This window comes from Pantoea sp. Pa-EAmG (assembly GCF_030024295.1).
GTDB classification, from domain to species: domain Bacteria; phylum Pseudomonadota; class Gammaproteobacteria; order Enterobacterales; family Enterobacteriaceae; genus Pantoea; species Pantoea dispersa.
The window spans coordinates 1-23221 of sequence record NZ_JASEWO010000062.1; the positions used below are offsets into that span (position 1 = coordinate 1).

The window sequence follows — 23221 nt, forward strand, 5'->3', positions numbered from 1 at the left end:
TGATGCCGCTGGATTACCGTGCCGGTCGGACTGGCTGGTTGCTGTATGGGCGCGGGCTCGATAAACAAAAACTGACTGATTATCAGCATCAGCTGGGCGCGGCGATGGTGATCGTCAGCGCGTGGAATGTCGATGAGTATCAGGTAATCCGGCTGGCGGGCTCGCTGACGCCGCGTGCCAGCAAGCTGGCACATGAGGCTGGCTTTGATGTGGCGCCGCTTGGCAAAATCCCCCATCTGAAAACGCCAGGGCTGCTGGTAATGGACATGGATTCCACCGCCATCCAGATCGAGTGCATCGATGAGATCGCCAAACTGGCGGGCTGTGGCGAGCAGGTGGCGGAAGTGACGGAGCGCGCGATGCGCGGCGAGCTGGATTTTAAAGCCAGCCTGCGCGAGCGCGTGGCGAAGCTGGCCGGCGCTGACGCCAACATCATGAAGCAGGTGCGCGACACGCTGCCGCTGATGCCGGGCCTGACCACGCTGGTGCACAAGTTGCAGGCGCTGGGCTGGCAGGTGGCGATTGCCTCGGGCGGGTTCACCTTCTATGCCGATCACCTGCGGCAGACGCTGCATCTGGCCGCTGCGGTAGCCAACGAACTGGAAATGCGTGACGGTAAGCTGACCGGTGAAGTGCTGGGGCAAATCGTCGACGCGCAATTTAAAGCCGATACCCTGAACAGTCTGGCCCAGCGCTTTGACATCGCACCGGAACAAACCGTGGCGATTGGCGATGGTGCTAACGATCTGCCGATGATTAAAACCGCGGCGCTGGGTATCGCCTATCATGCTAAACCCAAAGTGAATGAGCAGACGGAAGTGATTATCCGCCACGCTGACCTGATGGGAGTGTTCTGCATTCTCACCGGCAGCCTGATTCACGAAGAGCGTTAACTGAGGATTTGATTTGGCCAAAGCGGCAAAACGCGCCTTCGTCTGTAACGAATGCGGCGCTGACTATCCGCGCTGGCAGGGGCAATGCAGCGCCTGTCACGCCTGGAATACCATTACCGAGGTGCGCATTGCCGCCTCGCCTGCGGCCGCGCGCAATGAGCGCCTGAGCGGCTATGCCGGCAGCGCCGGCACCAGCCGGGTGCAGAAGCTGTCGGAGATCAGTCTGGAAGCGCTGCCGCGTTTCTCGACCAGTTTTAAAGAGTTTGACCGCGTGCTGGGCGGCGGCGTGGTGCCGGGCAGCGCGATACTGATTGGCGGTAACCCTGGTGCCGGTAAATCGACGCTGCTGTTGCAGGTTATGTGTAAGCTGGCGGAAGGGATGAAAACCCTGTACGTCACCGGCGAAGAGTCGCTGCAACAGGTAGCGATGCGCGCCCATCGTCTGGGATTACCGACGGAAAACCTCAATATGCTGTCGGAAACCAGCATCGAGCAGATCTGCCTGATCGCCGAGCAGGAGCAGCCGAAGCTGATGGTGATCGACTCGATCCAGGTGATGCACATGGCGGAGATCCAGTCATCGCCGGGCAGCGTGGCGCAGGTGCGGGAAACCGCCGCTTACCTGACGCGCTTCGCCAAGACGCGCGGCGTGGCGATCATCATGGTCGGTCACGTCACCAAAGATGGCTCGCTGGCTGGTCCGAAGGTGCTGGAGCACTGTATCGACTGTTCGGTGCTGCTGGACGGCGATGCCGATTCGCGCTTCCGCACGCTGCGCAGCCACAAAAACCGCTTTGGTGCGGTGAATGAGCTGGGCGTCTTTGCCATGACCGAGCAGGGCATGCGCGAAGTCAGTAACCCGTCTGCTATCTTTTTGTCACGCGGCGATGAGATCACCTCCGGCAGTTCGGTAATGGTGGTCTGGGAGGGCACGCGCCCGCTGCTGGTTGAGATTCAGGCGCTGGTGGACCATTCGATGATGGGCAATCCGCGCCGCGTGGCGGTTGGGCTGGAGCAGAACCGTCTGGCGATTCTGCTGGCGGTGCTGCACCGCCACGGCGGCCTGCAGATGGCCGATCAGGATGTGTTTGTGAACGTGGTCGGCGGCGTCAAAGTCACCGAGACCAGTGCAGACCTGGCGCTGCTGCTGGCGATGGTGTCGAGCCTGCGCGATCGCCCGCTGCCGCAGGATCTGGTGATTTTTGGCGAAGTCGGGCTGGCCGGGGAGATTCGTCCGGTGCCGAGCGGCCAGGAGCGCATTTCCGAAGCGGCCAAGCACGGCTTTAAGCGCGCCATTGTGCCGGCAGGGAATGCGCCGAAGAAGGCGATTGACGGTATGAAGGTGTATAGCGCGAAGAAACTGGCGGACGCGCTGGCGATTCTGGACGAGCTGTAAGGGGAGTTGTTGGGGGGAGGTTTGGCTTGTGGCTCCACCTTTTCCCTCACCCTAACCCTCTCCCGCTTGCGGGAGAGGGAACCGTTCGCAGGGGCGGGAAGTACGGCGTTGATCTGCCATTTACCGCTCTGTTCAGGGTTTTCCCCCTCTCCCGCTTGCGGGAGAGGGGACCGTTCGCAGAGGCGGGAAGTACGGCGTAGATCTGTCATTTATCGCTCTATCCAGGATTTTCCCCCTCTCCCGCGGGCGGGAGAGGGCCGGGGTGAGGGCCCACGCGCACCATCCCTCTAATTCCATGCAGGAGGCACCACATGTCATCGTTTGACTATCTGAAAACCGCGATTCGCCAGCAGGGACACACATTACAGCAGGTGGCTGATGCCAGCGGGATGACCAAAGGCTATCTGAGCCAGTTGCTGAATGCCAAAATCAAAAGCCCGAGCGCGCAGAAGCTGGAAGCGCTGCACCGTTTTCTCGGACTGGAATTCCCGCGCCGCGACAAAACCGTGGGCGTGGTGTTCGGGAAGTTCTATCCGCTGCACACCGGTCACATCTACCTGATCCAGCGCGCCTGTAGCCAGGTCGATGAGCTGCACATCATCATGGGCCATGACGATCCGCGCGATCGCCAGCTGTTTGAGAACAGCGCCATGTCGCAGCAGCCCACCATCAGCGATCGTCTGCGCTGGCTGCTGCAGACCTTCAAGTACCAGAAAAACATCCGTATCCATTCGTTCAACGAAGAGGGCATCGAGCCCTATCCGCACGGCTGGGATGTGTGGAGCGCTGGCGTGAAAACCTTCCTCGCGGAGCAGGGGATTGAGCCCGACTGCGTTTATACCAGCGAAGAACCGGATGCGCCGATGTATCAGCAGCATCTGGGCATTCCGGCAGTGGTGATCGATCCGCATCGATCGTTTATGAACATCAGCGGCAGCCAGATTCGTCAGGATCCGTTCCGCTACTGGGAGTACATCCCGACTGAAGTGAAGCCGTTCTTCGTGCGCACCGTGGCGGTGCTCGGCGGTGAATCGAGCGGCAAATCGACGCTGGTCAACAAGCTGGCCAACATCTTTAACACCACCAGCGCGTGGGAGTATGGCCGCGACTATGTCTTCTCGCACCTCGGCGGCGACGAGATGGCGCTGCAATACTCCGACTACGATAAAATCGCGCTCGGCCAGGCGCAGTACATCGATTTTGCCGTCAAATACGCCAACAAAGTGGCGTTTATTGACACGGACTTCATCACTACTCAGGCGTTCTGCCTTAAGTATGAAGGGCGCGAGCACCCGTTCGTGCAGGCGCTGATCGATGAGTACCGCTTTGACCTGGTGATTCTGCTGGAAAATAACGTGCCGTGGGTGGCCGACGGCCTGCGCAGCCTCGGCAGTTCGATGGATCGCCGCGAGTTCCAGTCGATGCTGGTCACCATGCTGCGTGAAAATCACATTGAATATGTGCACGTCAAAGAGGATGACTACGACACACGCTTCCTGCGCTGCGTCGAGCTGGTAAAGCAGATGCTGGGCAGCTAGCGCAGCACAACAAAAAAGGCGCCGCGGCGCCTTTTTGTTATCACAGCGATTACTTCGCCATGCGCTTGTACTTGATTCGCTTCGGCTCCAGCGCTTCGGCGCCGAGGGTGCGTTTCTTGTACTCTTCGTACTCGGTAAAGTTACCTTCGAAGAACTCCACCTTACCTTCATCCTGATAATCGATGATGTGGGTGGCGATACGGTCGAGGAACCAACGGTCATGCGAGATCACCATGGCACAGCCTGGGAACTCCAGCAGGGCGTTTTCCAGCGCGCGCAGGGTTTCGATGTCCAGGTCGTTGGTTGGTTCATCGAGCAGCAGCACGTTACCGCCCACCTGCAGCAGCTTCGCCAGATGCAGACGACCGCGCTCACCGCCGGACAGCTCGCCCACGCGTTTGCCCTGGTCGGTGCCTTTGAAGTTAAAGCGGCCAACGTAGGCGCGGCTTGGCATCTCGGTGTTGCCGATACGCATGATATCCAGGCCGCCGGAGACTTCTTCCCACACGGTTTTGCTGTTGTCCATGGCGTCACGGAACTGGTCAACGGAGGCCAGCTTCACGGTTTCACCCAGGGTGATGGAGCCGCTGTCAGGCTGTTCCTGACCGGACATCATGCGGAACAGGGTGGATTTACCCGCGCCGTTCGGACCGATGATGCCGACGATCGCGCCTTTCGGCACGGAGAAGCTCAGATCGTCAATCAACACGCGGTCGCCGTAGGATTTACGCAGGTTGCTGACTTCAACCACTTTATCCCCCAGACGTGCTCCAGGCGGAATAAACAGTTCGTTGGTTTCGTTACGTTTCTGGTATTCGGTATTGTTCAGCTCTTCAAAGCGTGCCAGACGGGCTTTGCCCTTAGACTGACGGCCTTTCGCGCCCTGACGAACCCACTCCAGCTCTTTCTCGATAGACTTACGGCGTGCCGCTTCCTGAGACGCTTCCTGCGCCAGACGCTGATCTTTCTGCTCCAGCCAGGAGGAGTAGTTACCTTCCCACGGAATACCTTCACCGCGGTCCAGCTCCAGAATCCAACCTGCAACGTTATCCAGGAAGTAACGGTCGTGCGTAATCGCTACCACGGTGCCTTCGAAGTCGTGAAGGAAACGTTCCAGCCAGGCCACGGATTCTGCATCCAGGTGGTTGGTCGGTTCGTCGAGCAGCAGCATGTCTGGCTTTTCCAGCAGCAGACGGCACAGCGCGACGCGGCGGCGTTCACCACCGGACAGGTTCGCGATTTTGGCATCCCACTCCGGCAGACGCATGGCATCGGCGGCGCGGTTCAGCTGGGTTTCCAGGTTGTGCCCGTCGTGTGCCTGGATCACTTCTTCCAGACGGCCCTGCTCAGCGGCCAGCTTGTCGAAGTCGGCATCCGGATCGGCGTACAGCGCGTACACTTCGTCGAGACGCTTCAGCGCGCCAACCACTTCCGCGACGGCTTCTTCCACCGACTCACGCACGGTGTGTTCCGGGTTCAGCTGAGGTTCCTGCGGCAGATAGCCGACTTTGATGCCCGGCTGCGGGCGAGCTTCCCCTTCGATATCTTTATCAATGCCGGCCATGATGCGCAGCAGGGTCGATTTACCCGCGCCGTTCAGGCCGAGTACGCCAATTTTGGCGCCAGGGAAAAAGCTAAGGGAGATATTCTTCAGAATGTGACGCTTCGGCGGAACCACTTTGCCGACGCGATGCATGCTATAGACGAATTGAGCCACGTTGTGATGAGCCTCTTGGTCTGTAATGGGTGGAACGTCAGATGCTGAAGTTTAGCCGTTTTCACCCGGCAATCACAGCCGCATTGCGCGCAATCTTCCGCAGCGGCGGAATAATGCTAGCCGCAGTGCAGGGTGAGCCTGGCCGCCTGCAGCACGGCGAGCAGCGCGGGCGGAGGCGGGCTGTCGCTGACCAGCATATCAAACAGCGAGAAGTCGCCAATGCGCGCCGGCAGTACCTTGCCGTACTTGCTGCTGTCGCCGACCACGATTTTGGTCTGCGCCCGCTGCAGCGCCAGATGCTTGATGGGCAGTTCATTGAGGTTATAACAGGTGGCACCCTGCGCGGCGTCCATGCCGGCGGCAGAGATAAAGGCTTTATTGGGGCAGAGCGCATCCAGCACCGTGACCTGCTCGAGCGGGGTAAACACGGCGTTATCGGCGTGGAATTCGCCGCCGCACAGAATCACCCGACAGTGCGGCTTCTCTTTTAACGCCAGAAAGGTATTGATCGCGCTGCAGATGGCGGTGAAGGGCAGATCGTTATCAATCGCTTCTATCACCAGCGGCAACGTGGTGCCGCAGTCGAAAAACACCGTGTCGTTGGCCTGTACCAGCGCGGCAGCCCGCTGTGCCAGCAGACGTTTCTTGCTGACGTTGAGGTTTTGCTGGTCGCTGACAAAATAGTGCGCCACGTTCTGCCGCGGGTCGCGCATGACATAGCCACCCAGCAGCACCACGCCCTGCGTCGCGCCGGTTAAATCGCGGCGGATGGTCATTTCTGACACGCCCAGCAGTTGCGCGGCCTGTTTTAAGTGCAGGGTGTCGCTGTGTTTCAGCGCCTGCGCCAGCTTATTGATTCGTTCGTCGCGGCGGGTTTCCATCAGTAACAGTTCGCTCAACCTTCGCTGCGGCCGGAATGGCCGGGTGGAGGGTAAACATAAGTTTTTTCTTGCAGATTAACAACCTGTCTTCTGCCTGTCCGCCCGCCGCGCGGCTAAATCGCCACCAGCCCGCGCACGCCCTCGCTCTCCATATTCGCACCCGCGCCGCGCTGCACAATTTCGCCGCGCGACATCACCAGATAGCTGTCGGCCAGTTCGGCGGCGAAATCGTAAAACTGCTCGACCAGCAGGATCGCCATGTCACCGCGCTGTGCCAGCTGGCGGATCACTGCACCGATCTCTTTGATCACCGACGGCTGGATCCCTTCGGTCGGCTCATCAAGGATCAACAGCTGCGGCTGGCAGGCCAGCGCCCGGCCGATCGCCAGCTGCTGCTGCTGGCCGCCTGACAGATCGCCACCGCGCCGCGTTTTCATCTCGCGCAGCACCGGAAATAGCTGGTAGATCTCTTCCGGTACCCGGCTGGCCTGGGTGCCGGAGAAGCGCGCCAGCCCCATCAGCAGGTTCTCTTCCACCGTCAGACGCGGAAAAATTTCGCGTCCCTGCGGCACATAAGCAATGCCGGCCTGCACGCGCTGGTGTGGCTTGCGCGTGTTCATCAGCTGGTTCTGCCAGCGAACCTCGCCGGATTTGACCGGAATCAGCCCCATCAGACACTTCAGCAGCGTGGTTTTGCCCACGCCGTTGCGCCCCAGCAGGCAGGTGATCTCGCCCGGGCGAGCCTCAAACGACAGACCGCGCAGGATATGGCTGCCGCCGTAATATTGATGCAGTTCTGCTACCTGTAACATCTCAGCGCCCCAGATATACGTCGATAACCCGATCGTCCGCCTGTACCTCGCGCAGCGATCCCTCAGCCAGCACCTGGCCCTGATGCAGCACCGTCACATGGTCGGCAATGGTTTCCACAAAGCCCATGTCATGTTCCACCACCATCAGCGAGTGCTTGCCCGCCAGGCTGCGGAACAGCTCGGCGGTGTAGTCGGTTTCGGCATCGGTCATGCCGGCTGCCGGTTCGTCCAGCAGCAGCAGGTGCGGCTCCTGCACCAGCAGCATGCCGATTTCGAGAAACTGCTTCTGCCCGTGCGACAGCAGACCCGCCTGCCGCTGGCGTTCGCCGCCGAGCCGCAGCAGTTTCAGCACCTCGTCGATGCGATCGCGCTGCTCGCCGCTAAGCCGGGCGCGCAGGCTGGCCCACACCGATTTATCGTTTTTCAGCGCGATTTCGAGGTTTTCAAACACCGTCAGCGCTTCAAACACCGTGGGTTTCTGAAACTTGCGGCCAATGCCGGCGCGGGCGATTTCGACCGGCGACAGCTGGCGCAGATCGGTATCCTGGTCGTAGATCACCTGGCCGCTGTCCGGGCGGGTTTTGCCGGTGATCACGTCCATCAGCGTGGTTTTCCCCGCGCCGTTCGGGCCGATCACGCAGCGCAGCTCGCCGACACCGATCTGCAATGACAGATCGGTCAGCGCGCGGAAGCCGTCAAACGAGACGTTGATGTTCTCCAGCAGCAGCACCGGATCGGTTTGCTGACGATGGCGATCCGCCGGGTGCGGTTGGGTAAACAGTTGCTCAGTCATGACGCCTCCGGCGCAGCAGGCCAATTACGCCACGCGGCAGGAACAGCGTGACCAGGATGAACATCAGGCCCAGGAAAAACAGCCAGTATTCCGGGAAAGCGACGGTGAACCAGCTTTTGGCACCGTTGACGATGGCCGCACCCAGCAGCGGGCCAATCAGCGTGCCGCGTCCGCCGAGCGCCACCCAAATCGCCGCTTCAATCGAGTTGGTCGGTGACATTTCACTCGGGTTGATGATGCCGACCTGCGGCACATACAGCGCACCAGCCAGCCCGCACAGCACGGCAGAGAGCGTCCAGACGAACAGTTTGAAGCCCTTCGGATCGTAACCAATAAACATCAGGCGGTTTTCCGCATCGCGCACCGCCGTCAGCACGCGACCAAACTTACTGCGCGCCAGGGCAAAGCCCAGCGCCAGGCTGAACAGCAGCAATAGCACGGTCGCGATAAACAGTGCGATACGCGTGCCGGTGGCGGTGACGCTGAAACCGAGCAGGGTAGTAAAACCGGTAAAGCCGTTGTTGCCACCAAAGCCGGTTTCGTTGCGGAAAAACAGCAGCATGCCGGCGTAAGTCAGTGCCTGCGTCATGATGGAAAAGTAGACGCCTTTGATTCTGGAGCGAAAGGCGAAGAAGCCAAACAGCAGCGCCAGCAGGCCCGGCACCAGTACAATCAGGCACAGCGCCCAGAGAAAGTGCTGGCTGCCGGCCCAGAACCACGGCAGCTCATTCCACGACAGAAACGACATAAACGCCGGCAAACCGCTGCCTGCGGCCTGGCGCATCAGGTACATGCCCATGGCATAGCCGCCGAGGGCAAAAAACAGCCCGTGGCCGAGCGACAGCAGCCCGGCGTAGCCCCACACCAGATCCAGCGCCACCGCGACAATCGCATAGCAGAGGATTTTGCCGACCAGCGTCAGCGTATAGGTGGAGATCGCCAGCGGATGGCTGGCGGGCAGCAGGGCGCAGAACGGCAGCACCAGCAGCAGCGCGGTCACGATGACGCCGAGAATCAGGCTGAGGCGCGGCGCTTTGCGCACCACGCGTAAGGTCAGTGGCTGGCTCATCAGTCAATCACCCTCCCTTTAACGGCAAACAGACCCTGGGGACGTTTCTGGATGAACAGCACGATCAGCACGAGGATCAGGATTTTGCCGAGCACCGCACCAATCTGCGGCTCCAGCACTTTGTTGAGGATGCCGAGACCAAAAGCCGCCACCACGGTGCCGGCCAGCTGACCGACGCCGCCGAGCACCACCACGAGGAATGAGTCGATGATGTAGCCCTGACCCAGTTCCGGCCCGACATTGCCCAGCTGCGACAGCGCGACGCCGCCGAGTCCGGCAATGCCGGAACCGAGGCCAAACGCCAGCATATCGATGCGCCCGGTCGGCACGCCGCAGCAGTCCGCCATGGCGCGGTTCTGCGTGACCGCGCGCACATTCAGCCCCAGCCGGGTTTTATTCAGCAGCAGCCAGGTGAGCGCCAGTACCGCGATGACAAACAGGATTACCGCGATGCGGTTATACGGCAGCACCAGATTCGGCAGCAGCTGCCAGCCGCCGGACAGCCAGCCCGGGTTGGCCACTTCGAGGTTCTGCGCGCCAAACAGCATGCGCACCAGTTGAATCAGCATCAGGCTGATGCCCCAGGTGGCGAGCAGCGTCTCCAGCGGGCGACCGTATAAGTGGCGGATGATGGTGCGTTCCAGCAGCATGCCCATTACGGCGGTGACGGCGAAGGCCACCGGCAGCGCCAGCAGCGGGTACCACGCCAGCCACTGCGGCGCAAACTGCTGGAACAGATTCTGCACCAGCCAGGTGGCGTAGGCGCCGAGCATCAGCATCTCGCCGTGCGCCATGTTGATCACGCCCAGCAGGCCGTAGGTGATCGCCAGGCCGAGCGCGGCCAGCAGCAGAATGGAGCCGAGCGACAGACCGGTAAACGCCTGCCCGAGCCAATCGCCCCACATCAGGCGCTGCCTGATGTGCTGCAGGCTGGCGGCCGCAGCGGCGCGCACCTGCGCATCGGGTTCGTTGCTGGCCTGGGTTAAGCGCGTCAGGCTGGCCTGCATCGCCGGATCGCCCGATTCTCCGAGCAGCGTGACCGCTTTCAGGCGCAGCGCGGCGTCCGGGCTGGCGAGCTGCAGATTCGCGGCGGCCATCGCCAGCACCGCGTGCACGTTGCTGTCCTGCTCGGCGGCGAGGCGCTGTTCAATCAGCGGCAGCTGGTCAGGCACGGCATCGTTTTGTAACTGCTGCGCTGCGCGCAGGCGAATCGCCGCATCATCACTCACCAGCTGGTGGGCGGCGAGGGCGCTGGCAATCAGCACGCGCAGCCGGTTGTTCATGAAGAGTTTTTTGGTTTCGCCGTCCGGCTGCCGGGCGCTGTCGAGCGGCAGAAGCTGGTCAGCCTGTTTGCTGAACGGCTGTTTGTTCTGGTCGATAACCACGCTTTCATTGCGCAGCGCCTGCAGCAGCGGCAAGCGGCTGGCCTGTGGCGCCGCAGCCCACTGCTGCAGCAATGTCGCCTGCTGCGTACGGCTGGCAGCGGCGAAGTCAGCGCCATCACCGGCCTGCGCCAGCCACGGCAGCAGTAACAGCAGGCAGCTGAGAATACGGCGGAGTGTCATGGTGATCATCCTGTTATGGTTACGTTGGGTGCGGTGTGGCCCTCATCAGGGTTAGGGCGTTGTCTGGCCCTCACCCTAACCCTCTCCCGCAAGCGGGAGAGGGAACCGATCGAGCGAATGAAGAGCGCCTCACTCACATGCAGCAGCGCCTCACTCACATGCAGCAGCCCTCACATGCAGCAGCGTCTCCCTCTCCCCCTGGGAGAGGGCCGGGGTGAGGGCCAGAGGGCGAGGACCGTCAGTCTCCCCTTACTGCGCCGACTTCACCGGATAATCCGGCTTCTTATCATTCCCGGCGATATACGGGCTCCACGGCTGGGCGCGTACCGGCTGTTCGGTCTGCCACACCACGTTGAACTGGCCGTTCTCCTCCACTTCACCAATCATCACCGGCTTGTGCAGATGGTGGTTGGTTTTGTCCATGGTCAGCGTAAATCCGTCCGGCGCTTTAAACGTCTGTCCGGCCATCGCGGCGCGCACTTTGTCCACATCGGTGGTGCCGGCTTTCTCTACCGCCTGCGCCCACATGTGCAGGCCAACGTAGGTGGCTTCCATCGGATCGTTGGTCACTACGGTGCTGGCGTTCGGCAGGTTGTGCGCTTTGGCGTAAGCGCGGTAGTCGGCCACGAACTTCGCATTAGTCGGGTTATCCACTGACTCAAAGTAGTTCCACGCTGCCAGCTGACCGACCAGCGGTTTGGTGTCGATGCCGCGCAGCTCTTCTTCCCCCACCGAGAAAGCGATCACCGGAATGTCGGTTGCTTTAATGCCCTGGTTCGCCAGCTCTTTGTAGAACGGTACGTTGGAATCACCGTTGATGGTGGAGATCACCGCGGTTTTGCCGCCGGCGGAGAATTTTTTGATATTGGACACGATGGTCTGGTAATCACTGTAACCAAACGGCGTGTACACCTCTTCGATATCCTTATCCTGCACGCCTTTGCTATGCAGGAAGGCGCGCAGAATCTTGTTAGTGGTGCGCGGATAGACGTAGTCGGTGCCGAGCAGGAAGAAGCGTTTGGCGCTGCCGCCATCTTCGCTCATCAGATATTGCACCGCCGGGATCGCCTGCTGGTTCGGCGCGGCGCCGGTGTAGAACACGTTCGGCGACATCTCTTCGCCTTCGTACTGCACCGGATAGAACAGCAGGCCGTTCAGCTCTTCAAACACCGGCAGCACCGATTTGCGCGAGACCGACGTCCAGCAGCCAAACACCACCGCCACTTTGTCCTGAGTCAGCAGCTGGCGCGCTTTTTCGGCGAACAGCGGCCAGTTAGAGGCCGGATCGACCACCACCGGTTCCAGCTTCTTGCCCAGCACGCCGCCTTTGGCGTTGATCTCATCGATAGTCATCAGCGCCACATCTTTCAGCGGCGTTTCGGAAATCGCCATGGTGCCGGACAGCGAATGCATAATGCCGACTTTGATGGTGTCTGCCGCCTGTGCGGTAAAGGCGAAGCCCATGCTGGCAACGGTAGCGGAGAGCGCGAAAGCTTTAAGCAACGAACGTCGTTTCATCATTTAAACCCCTAACTGTGTTATCTGTTGTTATTCAATGGGTTGAAGCCGAGCCTGCTGTAACATATGCAACGTAATCTTCCTGACCTCGGCCTTACTGACGGCAATGTGGTCGGTTAAAATGCGCTGTGCCTCCTCGGTGTGTTGCTGAAAAATCGCCCGTAAGATCTGAGCGTGCTCGCGGTACGTGGCATCGACCCGGTCATCCCGCGTGAAGTCGAGACGGCGAATGATGCGGATTTTTTCTGTCAGCTCGGCGTGGATGCGCGCCATCTCCTGATTGCCCGCCGCCGCCACCAGCGCCATGTGAAACGCTTCGTCGTGCGCTGATACCGCTTTGCCATCTTCCAGCCGGGCATCGTCGATCCAGAAGGTTTTCAGCGCGGTCAGGGTTTCCGCGCAGGCCAGCGGCGGCAGCGCGCACAGGCGGCGCACCGCCTCGCGTTCCAGCACGGTGCGGAAGTCGTACAGCTCCTCGAAGTAGGCGAAATCGAACGGCCGCACCTGCCAGCCGCTGCGAAACCACACCTCAACGTAGCCTTCGCGCTCCAGCCAGAACAGCGCCTGACGCACCGGCGTGCGGCTCACCGCCAGCCGATCGGCGATTTCGTTTTCGCTGAAGCGGTCACCCGGCATCAGACGGAATTCAAAGATGTCCTGCTTCAGCGCCTGATAAACCTTTTCGGCCAGCGCTTCGGGACGGCCTTTGCTGCGGGGCGCGCTACTGTTCATACCTGCTCCTTAAGCCAGCCACAGCAGGGTGTCGCCCGGACTTACCGGACGGCCCGCCTGGCAGGCAATGCGTTTCACCGTGCCGGCCTGCGGCGCGACAATCGCCAGCTCCATCTTCATCGCTTCCACGATGATCAGCGTCTGGCCGGCCTGCACCGTATCGCCCGGCGCAACCAGCACTTTCCAGATGTTGCCGTTCATGTCAGCGCACACTGCCAGCGCATCGTCCTCTGCGTCGGCGACCACCAGCGTCTCTTCACTGGTGAGCGGCGCTTCCTGCTCTTCCTGCGCCCACAGCGTCACTTCCTGCTCAAACGCCGCGGCCTGGCGTTCACGGAAGGCACTGATTTCCGGCGCGTTGTCGGCGAGGAATTGCTGATGCGCCGCGAAATCAAACTCGCTCTGCTCGATGCGGATGCGGGCACGACCGGCGCGGAAATCGTCGCGCAGCTGCGTCAGTTCCGCTTCGCTCACCGGATAGAAACGCACCTGGTCAAAGAAGCGCAGCAGCCAGGGTTCGCCGGCGGCAAACTGATCGTTTTGCAGGAACTTATTCCAGATGGGCAGCGTGCGCCCCACCAGCTGATAGCCGCCCGGTGAATCCATGCCGTAGATGCACATGTACATGCCGCCAATGCCTACCGTGCCTTCGGCGGTAAAGGTGCGCGCCGGGCTGTATTTGGAACTCAGCAGGCGATGGCGCGGATCGATCGGCACCGCGCACGGCGCGCCGAGATAGACATCGCCGAGACCGAGAATCAGATAGCTGGCGGCAAACAGGGTGTCGCGTACCGCTTCGCGGCTCGCCAGTCCATTGATGCGCTGAATGAAGTCAACGTTGTTCGGCAGCCACGGCGCGCTGGCGCGAACCGTCTCTTTGTAACGCTCCACCGCGCCGAGCGTGGCGCTGTCTTCAAACGCCATCGGCAGCCAGACGATGCGCGACGGCACTTTCAGCGCGCTGACGTCGCCCAGCCCGGCTTCCAGCTCCAGCAGCAGCGTCATCAGCTGCTGCTGACCGATCACCAGGCTGTCATAGCGCACCTGCAGCGAGCGCACGCCGGGCGACAGCTCTTCGATGCCGGGCTCTGCACGCTGGCGCAGCGCCTGCATCAGCAGGTGTACGCGCAGGCGCAGCGCCAGATCCAGCACGTTATCGCCGTACTCAATCAGCACATATTTGTCGCCCGCCTGGCGGTAGACCGCCGCAGGCGTGGTGGCGGTCGCCGGCAGCGCCGCTAACAGGGTGGCAGAACCGATGTTGCTCGCCGCCAGCGACGGCACCGCGAAGGCCGCTGCGTGCTGGCTGCGCAGCGTGGTTACGCTGTGCGCCTGGGCTTTCTCCAGCGCGACCGCTTCGTCGGCGCTGATCGGGTGGAAGCGGATGCGATCGCCCGGTTTGACCTGGCCGACTTTCCACAGCTCGGCTTTGGCGATGGTGACCGGGCAGACGAAGCCACCAAGGCTTGGGCCGTCGTGCGTCAGGATCACCGGGAAATCACCGGTAAAGTTCACCGCGCCGATGGCGTATTCGCAGTCGTGTACGTTAGACGGATGCAGCCCGGCTTCACCGCCATTGGCGCGCGTCCAGCTGGGTTTAGGCCCGACCAGACGGACGCCCAGCCGGTTGGAGTTGTAATGCACCTGCCAGTCGCTGGCAAAGAACTCATCGATGGCGGCCTGGGTGAAGAAATCCGGTGCGCCGTGCGGGCCGTACAGCACGCCAATGCGCCATTCGCTGCCGTAGTGCGGCACCAGCGCGCGATCCAGCGCTTCAGGTTCGCTGACCGGGGCTGGCGTGGTGCAGGCGGCGAGCGCTGGCTGGGAGATCGGCAGCATGTCGGCGACGCGCAACGTGCGTCCGGCGTGGCCGCCAAACTGGCCCAGCGAGAAGGTGGCGCGGCTGCCAAGATACTCCGGCACATCGAAACCATTACGCACCGCTAAATAGGTGCGGCAGCCGCTCTGCGCGCGGCCCAGCGTCAGGGTTTGTCCGGCTTTCACCGCCACCGGCTGCCAGTAGTCGACCGCGCTGCCGTCAAGATCGGCCGGACAGTCGGCACCGGTCAGCGCAATCAGTGCATCGCTGTGGAAACGCAGCGTCGGGCCCTGCAGGGTGAACTCCAGCCCGGCGGCACTGGCGTGGTTGCCGACGATACGGTTGGCCAGGCGGAAGGCGAAGTCATCCATCGGGCCGGACGGCGGCACGCCGATGTCCCAGTAGCCCAGGCGGCCGGGAAAGTCCTGAATGCTGCTGAACGTGCCCGGCTGCAGCACTTCGATGACGCTGGCCGCCGGCGTAAAGCCGTCAAGGAAGCGCGTCCAGACGTTGCCGCTGCGGAAGGCGTCGGTCGCCACGATCTGACGCAGATAATCGAGATTGGTGGCGATGCCGTGCAGTTGGGTAGCGTCGAGCGCCTGCTGCAGTTTCGCCAGCGCGGCGTCGCGCGTTTCGCCATGCACGATCAGTTTGGCTACCATCGGATCGTAAAACGCCGTCACTTCGCTGCCGGTCTCGATCCAGCCGTCGACGCGCACCCCCGGCGGGAAGCTGACGTGGGTTAACACGCCCGGGCTCGGCTGGAAGTTTTTCAGCGGATCTTCGGCGTACAGCCGCACCTCAATCGATGCGCCGTGCGGTGCCTGCTGCAGACGATCCCAGTCGATGGCATCGCCCGCCGCCACCTGCAGCATGCACTCCACCAGGTCAAGGCCGGTGACGCACTCGGTCACCGGATGCTCCACCTGCAGGCGGGTGTTCACTTCGAGGAAATAAAACGCGTCCTGCGCGGCGTCATAGATGTACTCCACGGTGCCGGCGCTGCGGTAATTAACCAGTTCGCCCAGCCGCACCGCTGAAGCCAGCAGCGCTTCACGCGTGGCCTGCGGCAGATTAGGGGCCGGCGTCTCTTCCACCACCTTCTGATTGCGGCGCTGCAGCGAACAGTCGCGTTCGCCCAGCGCAATCACCTTGCCCTTGCCGTCGCCAAAAATCTGCACTTCCACGTGGCGCGCACGATCAATGCAGCGTTCAAGAAACACGCCGGCATCGCTGAAAAACTGTTCCCCCAGGCGACGCACGCTCTCCCACGCGTTCTCCAGGGCCGTGGCGTCGGCGCAGCGGGTCAGACCGATGCCGCCGCCACCGGCGGTGCTTTTCAGCATCACCGGATAGCCAATGTCTTCCGCCGCGCTGAGTGCGTCCTGCAGCGAACTGAGCAGCGGCGTGCCCGGCGTCATCGGCACGCCAGCGCTGGCCGCCAGCTCACGGGCGCGATGCTTGAGACCAAATTCGCCGATCTGCTGTGCGGTCGGGCCGACAAACGCGATGCCGGCCTCTTCGCAGGCGGCGGCGAACGGCAGGCTCTCGGAGAGAAAACCGTAGCCGGGCCAGATGGCCTGCGCGCCGCTTTGCTGCGCGGCGGCGAGAATTTTGTCGATGCGCAGATAGCTGTCGCTGGCTTTGTCACCGCCAAGGGCGATGGCCACATCGGCTTCGGTAACGTGACGCGCATTGCGGTCGGCATCCGAATAGACCGCCACGCTGGTTACGCCGAGGCGCTTCAGGGTGCGGATGGCACGACAGGCGATTTCGCCACGGTTAGCAATCAGAACGGTGCTGAACATGATTAGTGATTCCCCTGTGACGTCAGCCAGTTGCGCCAGCCGCCGAATTCAGTGATTTCCAGCGCCTGCGTCAGCGCTGCCGGTTCGCAGATAAAGCCTTTCACGATGCGTCCATCCGCCAGCGTCAGCGAGCCGATGCCGAGCGGTGCCGGGATTTCCGCGACGAATTCGCCAAAGCGCGCCAGCGGGATGTCCCACAGTTCAACGGTGATGGCGGCGCCGCTGTCGCCGCGCAGCAGGCCGGGCTTTTTGATCGGGCCATCGAGCAGGGCGAACAGGCGATAGTGGCTGGCAGTTTGCGTCTCTTCGACCCACACCGCCTGGCGCGTGGTGAGCTGGAAATTCAGCGGCATGCTGGTGAGATGGGCACCGACCACCGCCACGCGCACGTGGTCAGGTGACGGCGGCAGCGCGGCGGGCTGCGGCGGCAGCGCTTTGCCGGTGGCCCCGAGCGGCAGCGCCAGCTGCTGCTGCCAGCGCAGGCTAAACGCCGCCAGCGCACGGTCGTGCCACGCCGGGGCGATCAGCGTGATGCCCGCGGGCAGTCCATCGGCGCGGAACGGGCCGGGCAGCGCCAGCGCGCTGAGATCGGCCAGATTCGTGAAGTTGGTATAGGTGCCGAATTGCGAGTTGTAGTGCACCGGCTCCTGCTGCATCTCTTCCAGCGTATGGATGGTGGGCGAGGTCGGCACCACCAGCGCATCGAACCGGGCCAGCGTCTGCTGGATCTGGCGCGTCAGTTCGGCGCGCAGGTATTCGGCCTGATACGCCTCGACGGCGCTGTACTGGCGGCCGCTGCTGACGATGCCGTACACCACCGGATCCATCTCTTCCGGGCGGTCGAGCATCTCACCGACCGCCACGGTGCGCTCAGCCACCCACGGGCCGTAATAGAGCTGCTCCGCCAGCTGGTGGAAAGGGGCGAAGTCGATCGGGTGCAGCGTCGCACCGCCTGCCGTGAGCTGCTCCAGCGCGCTGAGCCACGCCGCTTCCGCCAGCTGATCGCCGTAAAACTGCGGTGCGGCAGGGATCGCCAGCGAGGGTTGCGGCTGGAAACTGGCCGGTGCGCTGCGTGGCGACTGGCGCGCGTAGGCGTCACCGGCGTCGTAGCCGCCCGCGATGCTGGCGACGCTAAAGGCATCGGCAACCGTCAGGGCGAACACCGAGATGGTGTCATTGAGACGGCAGGCCGGTACCACGCCGCTGGCCGAGAACCAGCCTTTGGTCGGCTTCAGCCCGACGATATTGTTAAAACCTGCCGGTACGCGGCCGGAGCCGGCGGTATCGGTGCCGAGCGAGAAGCCGACCAGGCCGCGCGCCAGCACGGACGCGGAGCCGGAGCTGGAACCGCCGCTGACGTAGGCCGGATTAAAGGTGTTGCTCACCGCGCCATACGGCGAGCGGGTGCCAACCAGACCGGTCGCGTACTGGTCGAGGTTGGTTTTACCGATGACGATAGCGCCTGCCGCTTTCAGCTTTGCCACCACGAAGGCATCGGCCGCGGCCTGATACGTCAGCGCCGGGCAGGCGGCGGTGGTCGGCCAGCCTGCCACGTCGATGTTGTCTTTGACGGCAAACGGCACGCCAAACAGCGGCAGCGCGGCCGGATTGCGCTGATATGCCGCCAGCAGCGGTTCAACCTGCGCCAGCAACTGGGCCGGCGAAGCGAGGTACAGCCAGGCATTATCCTGGTTATCGAGTGCGTCGAGATGTGCGGCCAGCAGTGCAGGGATCTGCTGTGCATCCTGCTGTGCGCAACGTTGCCAATCCTGAAGCGTAAAACCGAAGGTCGATGCCATGAGTGAATTCCAGCTGGTATACAAGATGGCATTCAACAGAGCAAAGCGCGTGCCAGAGTTGTAACTGAATGAAAACGCGTAGCTATTTGATGGGTAATAAGTTTTTCTGATGATTATTTGCACAATTGCGGCGCAGGCGCTGAACAATCACGGTGCGCCTGGGTAAATTTTGTGAAGAACGTGGCAAGAGCCGGTTGGCCTGGTTAGCATGAAGGGAGTCCGGCATAAGCTGGAGCGCAGCAATGAGGAGAGCGGAGTGGAGAAGTGGCGTAATTGGATGATAGGGATCTGTCTGGTCAGCACGGCCGGCAGCGTGTGGGCCGATTCGCTGGATCAGCAACGACAGCGCTATGCGCAGATCAAACAGGCCTGGGACAACAAACAGATGGATCAGGTTGAGCAGCTGATGCCAACGCTGCAGGATTATCCGCTCTATCCGTACCTGCAGTACCGCCTGCTGGCGCAGGATCTCGATCAGGAGACCGGGCTGGCGGTGAAAAACTTTATTCAGCAGTATCCCACGCTGCCGCCGGCGCGCTCGCTGCAGACGCGCTTTGTTAACGTGCTGGCGCACCGCCAGGACTGGCCGGGCGTGCTCAGCTTCAGCCCGGATGAGCCGAAGCCGGTGCAGGCGCGCTGTAACTGGTACTACGCCAAATGGGCGACCGGTCAGCAGCAGGCGGCGTTTGACGGGGCCAAAGCCATCTGGCTGCGCGGGACCGCGTTACCGAACGACTGCGATAAGCTGTTCTCGGTGTGGCAGGCTTCAGGGCAGCTGTCGCCGATCACCATCCTCGAACGCATCCGCCTGGCGATGAAAGCCGGCAACGACAGCCTGGTTAATTACCTGGCGAAAATGCTGCCGGCGGATTATCAAACCACCGCCAGCGCGCTGATTGCGCTGCAGCAGAATCCCCAGACCGTCACCACCTTTGCCAGCACCCTCGGCCCGACCGATTTTACCCGCATGGCCACCAGCTACGCCTTTGCCCGCGTGGCGCGTCAGGATATGGACAATGCGCGCATGATGATCCCGCAGCTGGTTCAGGCGCAGAAGATGAGCCCGGCGGAAGAGCAGGATCTGAAAGAGACGGTGGTGTGGCGCATGATGGGTGCCGATCTCACCTCGGAGCAGGCGCGCTGGCGCGATGCGGTGGTGATGAACAGCGAATCCACCGCGCTGATTGAGCGGCGCGTGCGGCTGGCGCTGAGTGAAAACGACCGTCGCGGCCTGAACACCTGGATTGCCCGGCTGCCGGTGGAAGCCAAAGACAAAGATGAATGGCAGTACTGGCAGGCCGATTTACTGATGGCGCAGGGGCGCAAAGAGGAAGCGGAAGAGATTCTGCGTAAGCTGATGCAGCAGCGCGGTTTCTATCCGATGGTGGCGGCACAGCGGCTGGGCGTCGAGTATCCGCTGCAGGTGGATCAGGCTCCGGCGGCGGACAATAGCGTGGTGCAGGGGCCGGAGATGGCGCGCGTGCGCGAGCTGATGTACTGGGGGCTGGATAACCTGGCGCGCAGCGAGTGGGCCAATCTGATCAGCAGCAAAACCCGTACCCAGCAGCAGATGCTGGCGCGCTACGCCAATGAACAGGACTGGTGGGATCTCAGCGTGCAGGCCACCATCACCGCGAAAATGTGGGACAGCCTGAAAGAGCGTTTCCCGCTGGCGTGGCGCAATCTGTATCAGCAATACACCAGCGATAAGGGCATCACGCCAAGCTACGCCATGGCGATCTCTCGTCAGGAGAGTGCGTGGAACCCGAAAGCGCGCTCACCAGTTGGCGCCAGTGGCCTGATGCAGGTGATGCCGGGCACCGCCAGCCATACCGTGAAGATGTATAACATTCCGGGTTACGTTAACAGCAGCCAGCTGCTCGATCCGCAGACCAATATTCAGATTGGTACGCAGTATCTGGAGTATGTCTATCAGCAGTTTGGTCAGAACCGCATCTTCTCTTCTGCCGCCTACAATGCCGGCCCGGGGCGGGTGCGCAGCTGGCTGAATACCAGCGGCGGCAAACTGGATGCGGTGGCGTTTATCGAAACCATTCCCTTCTCGGAAACCCGCGGCTACGTGAAAAACGTGCTGGCCTACGATGCTTATTACCGCTACTTCATGGGCAAGCCGGATAAGATTCTCGCCGACGGCGAGTGGAATCGCCGTTACTGACTGTGTTATGCTTCCGTACTCGTTAATGAGTACGGAAGCCTTCATGAGCCAACCCCTTTCCCCGCAGCCGGTTGAAGACAACTGGCTGCGTTTCATCGACCTGATGCACAACGCGTTTTCCGATGACGTAGCGCTGCCACTGCTGCAGCTGATGATGACGCCGGATGAGCGCGAAGCCTTAGGCACGCGCCTGCGCATTATCGAAGCGTTGATCAACGGTGATATCAGTCAGCGCGAGCTGAAAAACGAATTGGGCGTCGGGATTGCCACCATCACCCGCGGATCCAATAGCCTGAAAGAGGCGCCGCCCGAGCTGAAACGCTGGCTGGAAGCGCGCCTCGGGCGCAGCTGATTACTGCTGATACAGCGGGTGAGTGAACGGACAGAGCGCCAGAATCAGGGCCTGATGATAGACGCTGGAGCGGCTCAGCAGGCCGTGGGTGAAGGCGCCAATCGCACCGCCCTTGTGTTTGATATTCTCCACGCCGGTTAAGCGCGCCATCTCGTCACCGAGTTCGCGTCCGGCGGCCAGGCCGGTCATCACCACCGGCGGCAGCGTAAAGCTGGCGGAGCGGGATTCGCCGCGCTGCTGCGCATTCTCCACCACCATCCAGGCAAAGGCGCAGTCGCCCTCGATGCCCGCTTCAATCGCCACCCAGTAATCCGCCTGTGGCCGCACATGACGCGCGTTCGCCACACGCTGGCGTGCGCCAGTTCGCGTTTCGGCATCGCTTAAGGGCTGCGCGGCGACGCCGCTCTCGACCTCGACCCCTTCAATATGGCAGGATCCTTCGCCGAAAACGTCGTTGAACGCCTGAGCAATTGCGCGGATTTTTGCCGGATTGATGGTGGCTGCGACAACATGGTACATAATTACCTGAACCCTCAAGACAAATTTGTCGCAGTATAACGGAAATTAAGCATGTTACAGGTCTATCTTGTTCGTCACGGTGAAACGGTTTGGAATGCGGCCCGACGCATTCAGGGGCAGTCCGACAGTCCGCTGACGGATAAAGGTGAGCAGCAGGCGCATCAGGTGGGCGAGCGCGTGAAATCGCTGGGCATTACTCACGTGATTGCCAGCGATTTAGGACGTACCCGGCGCACCGCGGAGATTATCGCTGATGCCTGCGGTTGTACGGTAACGCTGGATGCCCGCCTGCGCGAGCTCAATATGGGCTGTCTGGAGCAGCGTCCGCTCGACGGCCTGACGGCGGAAGAGGAGAGCTGGCGTAAAGCGCTGGTGGATGGCACCGAAGGCGGCCGGATTCCGGGCGGCGAGTCGATGGAGGAGATGGCGACGCGCATGCATGCCGCGCTCAACGCCTGTCTCGATCTGCCGGCGGGTAGCCGTCCGCTGCTGGTCAGCCACGGCATGGCGCTGGGTGTGCTGGTAAGTACCATTCTGGGGCTGCCGGCCCATGCGGAGCGCCGTTTGCGTCTGCGTAACTGCTCGATTTCGCGCGTCGATCATCAGCAAAGCGCCTGGCTCGCCGCCGGCTGGGTGGTGGAGACGGCCGGTGATGTGTCGCATCTGGATGCCCCGGCGCTGGATGAGCTGCAGCGTTAAGCGCGGTAGCGCACGGCGCAGAATGACCGCGTATCGGTGCGTATTAATGATCGCGTATCGGTGCGCATGAATGCGCACCCTACGAGGGCATGGGCAATGCGCATCGGCGACAAACGGTAGGGGTTGTTGCTGCGGTTGAATCGGTGCGCATGAATGCGCACCCTACGAGGGCATGGGCAATCCGCATCGGCGACAAACGGTGAATTTTCTGTAGGGTCGCCATTCATGGCGACCATCGACAACGCCCGTTACTGCTGCGGACGAATCGGAATCAGATATTCACAGCGAATCTCCATTGGCGGCTCGCTGCGCTTCTTGCCACCGTGCGTATAGAAGCGCTCAATATCCTGGCCCTGACGGCGCACCAGGCCGAGGGTCGGCATACAGGTGCCGTACAGCAGCAGAATAAAATCCTGCAGTGCAGTGCGCGGTCCCTGATAGCTGAACTGCACATAATCCCCGGCTTCCAGAATCACGCTCTGGTTTGACTGCATGCTCAGCGCCTGCTGGTCGGCCGGCACCGCCGTGGTGTACAGAATCTCCTGCTCATCATCCTTCTCATGGCTGGCGCGTACCTGATGCAGGCCGTACAGCACCGGCGGCACGGTATCGGTCTCCAGCAGGAACTGCTTCCAGAAGTGGATGCGCATCTCGTCGCGGTAGCTGGAGATCTGCTCCAGCGTACAGGTATAGCTTTGCGTTTGCCCCACCAGCACCGTTTCCGGCAGCGTGACGAACTGCGCTTGCGGCATCGGGTAATCATCGAGACGAATCGGCGGGCGAATGCCGTACGAATTCCACTCCGACGAGCGGCGATACCACGCAGGTGTCTGATTGAACTGCTTTTTAAACGCGCGGGTAAAGGTTTGCTGCGAATCGAAGCGATACTGCAGCGCAATGTCGAGGATTGGCCGGCTGGTGAGACGCAGCGCGACGGCGGCCTTGGACAGCCGGCGGGCGCGGATATACGCGCCGATGGCGTGGCCAGTAACTTCCTTGAACATTCGCTGCAGGTGCCACTTGGAATAGCCCGCTTTTAGCGCAACGTTATCGAGCGAAAGGGGTTGATCCAGATGGCTTTCCAGCCAGACAAGCAAATCGCGAATGATACCGGCTTGGTCCATAAAACATCCTC

At 61.7% G+C, this 23221-nt stretch carries 18 protein-coding genes; 6 read left to right on the forward strand and 12 right to left on the reverse strand.

Annotation, left to right across the window (positions count from 1 at the left end; genetic code table 11):
* From serB to nadR, 3 genes are all read left to right on the forward strand, one after another.
* Positions 1-893, forward strand: an 893-nt coding sequence (gene serB / locus QMM04_RS10565) for a phosphoserine phosphatase (protein ID WP_282996137.1), incomplete at its 5' end; no start/stop codon positions are given.
* A 13-nt stretch (positions 894-906) separates the two neighbouring features.
* Positions 907-2289, forward strand: a complete 1383-nt coding sequence (gene radA, locus QMM04_RS10570) for a DNA repair protein RadA (protein ID WP_021506810.1) — start codon at positions 907-909, stop codon at positions 2287-2289.
* 311 nt (positions 2290-2600) lie between these two features.
* A complete protein-coding gene (gene nadR, locus QMM04_RS10575; RefSeq protein WP_010618490.1) occupies positions 2601-3827 on the forward strand; it encodes a multifunctional transcriptional regulator/nicotinamide-nucleotide adenylyltransferase/ribosylnicotinamide kinase NadR in 1227 nt (408 codons plus the stop codon).
* Positions 3828-3876: 49 nt separating this feature from the next.
* Here nadR and ettA read toward each other — a convergent pair whose 3' ends face one another.
* From ettA to atzF, 10 genes are all read right to left on the reverse strand, one after another.
* A complete protein-coding gene (gene ettA, locus QMM04_RS10580; RefSeq protein ID WP_282996138.1) occupies positions 3877-5544 on the reverse strand; it encodes an energy-dependent translational throttle protein EttA in 1668 nt (555 codons plus the stop codon).
* Between the two features lie 116 nt (positions 5545-5660).
* Positions 5661-6425: a DNA-binding transcriptional repressor DeoR gene (deoR, locus tag QMM04_RS10585; RefSeq protein ID WP_058757230.1), complete on the reverse strand. Its 765-nt coding sequence runs from the start codon at positions 6423-6425 to the stop codon at positions 5661-5663.
* A 113-nt stretch (positions 6426-6538) separates the two neighbouring features.
* A complete protein-coding gene (urtE, locus tag QMM04_RS10590) occupies positions 6539-7237 on the reverse strand; it encodes an urea ABC transporter ATP-binding subunit UrtE (protein WP_282996139.1) in 699 nt (232 codons plus the stop codon).
* Position 7238: 1 nt separating this feature from the next.
* On the reverse strand, positions 7239-8030 hold the full coding sequence (urtD, locus tag QMM04_RS10595; RefSeq protein WP_058771510.1) for an urea ABC transporter ATP-binding protein UrtD: 792 nt from the start codon (positions 8028-8030) through the stop codon (positions 7239-7241).
* On the reverse strand, positions 8023-9099 hold the full coding sequence (gene urtC, locus QMM04_RS10600) for an urea ABC transporter permease subunit UrtC (protein WP_282996140.1): 1077 nt from the start codon (positions 9097-9099) through the stop codon (positions 8023-8025). Before urtC ends, urtD begins: the two co-directional genes overlap by 8 nt.
* A complete protein-coding gene (gene urtB, locus QMM04_RS10605; protein ID WP_282996141.1) occupies positions 9099-10664 on the reverse strand; it encodes an urea ABC transporter permease subunit UrtB in 1566 nt (521 codons plus the stop codon). Before urtB ends, urtC begins: the two co-directional genes overlap by 1 nt.
* 249 nt (positions 10665-10913) lie before the next feature.
* Positions 10914-12182, reverse strand: coding sequence for an urea ABC transporter substrate-binding protein (gene urtA / locus QMM04_RS10610; protein ID WP_031279577.1), 1269 nt, complete (start codon positions 12180-12182; stop codon positions 10914-10916).
* Positions 12183-12212: 30 nt separating this feature from the next.
* Positions 12213-12914: a GntR family transcriptional regulator gene (locus QMM04_RS10615; protein ID WP_104093707.1), complete on the reverse strand. Its 702-nt coding sequence runs from the start codon at positions 12912-12914 to the stop codon at positions 12213-12215.
* 9 nt (positions 12915-12923) lie between these two features.
* Complete coding sequence (gene uca / locus QMM04_RS10620) at positions 12924-16541, reverse strand: urea carboxylase (RefSeq protein ID WP_282996142.1); 3618 nt, start codon at positions 16539-16541, stop codon at positions 12924-12926.
* A 2-nt stretch (positions 16542-16543) separates the two neighbouring features.
* On the reverse strand, positions 16544-18340 hold the full coding sequence (atzF, locus tag QMM04_RS10625; protein ID WP_282996143.1) for an allophanate hydrolase: 1797 nt from the start codon (positions 18338-18340) through the stop codon (positions 16544-16546).
* A gap of 256 nt (positions 18341-18596) precedes the next feature.
* Here atzF and sltY point away from each other — a divergent pair, with 256 nt between their 5' ends.
* Positions 18597-20516, forward strand: a complete 1920-nt coding sequence (gene sltY, locus QMM04_RS10630) for a murein transglycosylase (RefSeq protein ID WP_282996144.1) — start codon at positions 18597-18599, stop codon at positions 20514-20516.
* A gap of 43 nt (positions 20517-20559) precedes the next feature.
* Complete coding sequence (trpR, locus tag QMM04_RS10635; RefSeq protein ID WP_021508685.1) at positions 20560-20868, forward strand: trp operon repressor; 309 nt, start codon at positions 20560-20562, stop codon at positions 20866-20868.
* Here the strand turns inward: trpR and yjjX are convergent, their stop codons facing one another.
* The gene (gene yjjX, locus QMM04_RS10640; protein ID WP_159377895.1) at positions 20869-21387 is read right to left on the reverse strand and encodes an inosine/xanthosine triphosphatase; all 519 of its coding nucleotides are present in this window, start codon (positions 21385-21387) and stop codon (positions 20869-20871) included.
* Positions 21388-21438: 51 nt separating this feature from the next.
* On the opposite strand from yjjX, the gene gpmB reads away from it, so the two are divergent.
* Positions 21439-22086 carry a 2,3-diphosphoglycerate-dependent phosphoglycerate mutase GpmB gene (gpmB, locus tag QMM04_RS10645; RefSeq protein ID WP_021508687.1) on the forward strand — a complete coding sequence of 216 codons (648 nt, stop codon included), beginning with the start codon at positions 21439-21441 and terminating at the stop codon, positions 22084-22086.
* Positions 22087-22334: 248 nt separating this feature from the next.
* Here gpmB and robA read toward each other — a convergent pair whose 3' ends face one another.
* Positions 22335-23210: an MDR efflux pump AcrAB transcriptional activator RobA gene (gene robA / locus QMM04_RS10650; protein ID WP_159377894.1), complete on the reverse strand. Its 876-nt coding sequence runs from the start codon at positions 23208-23210 to the stop codon at positions 22335-22337.
* Between the last annotated feature and the right edge of the window lie 11 nt (positions 23211-23221).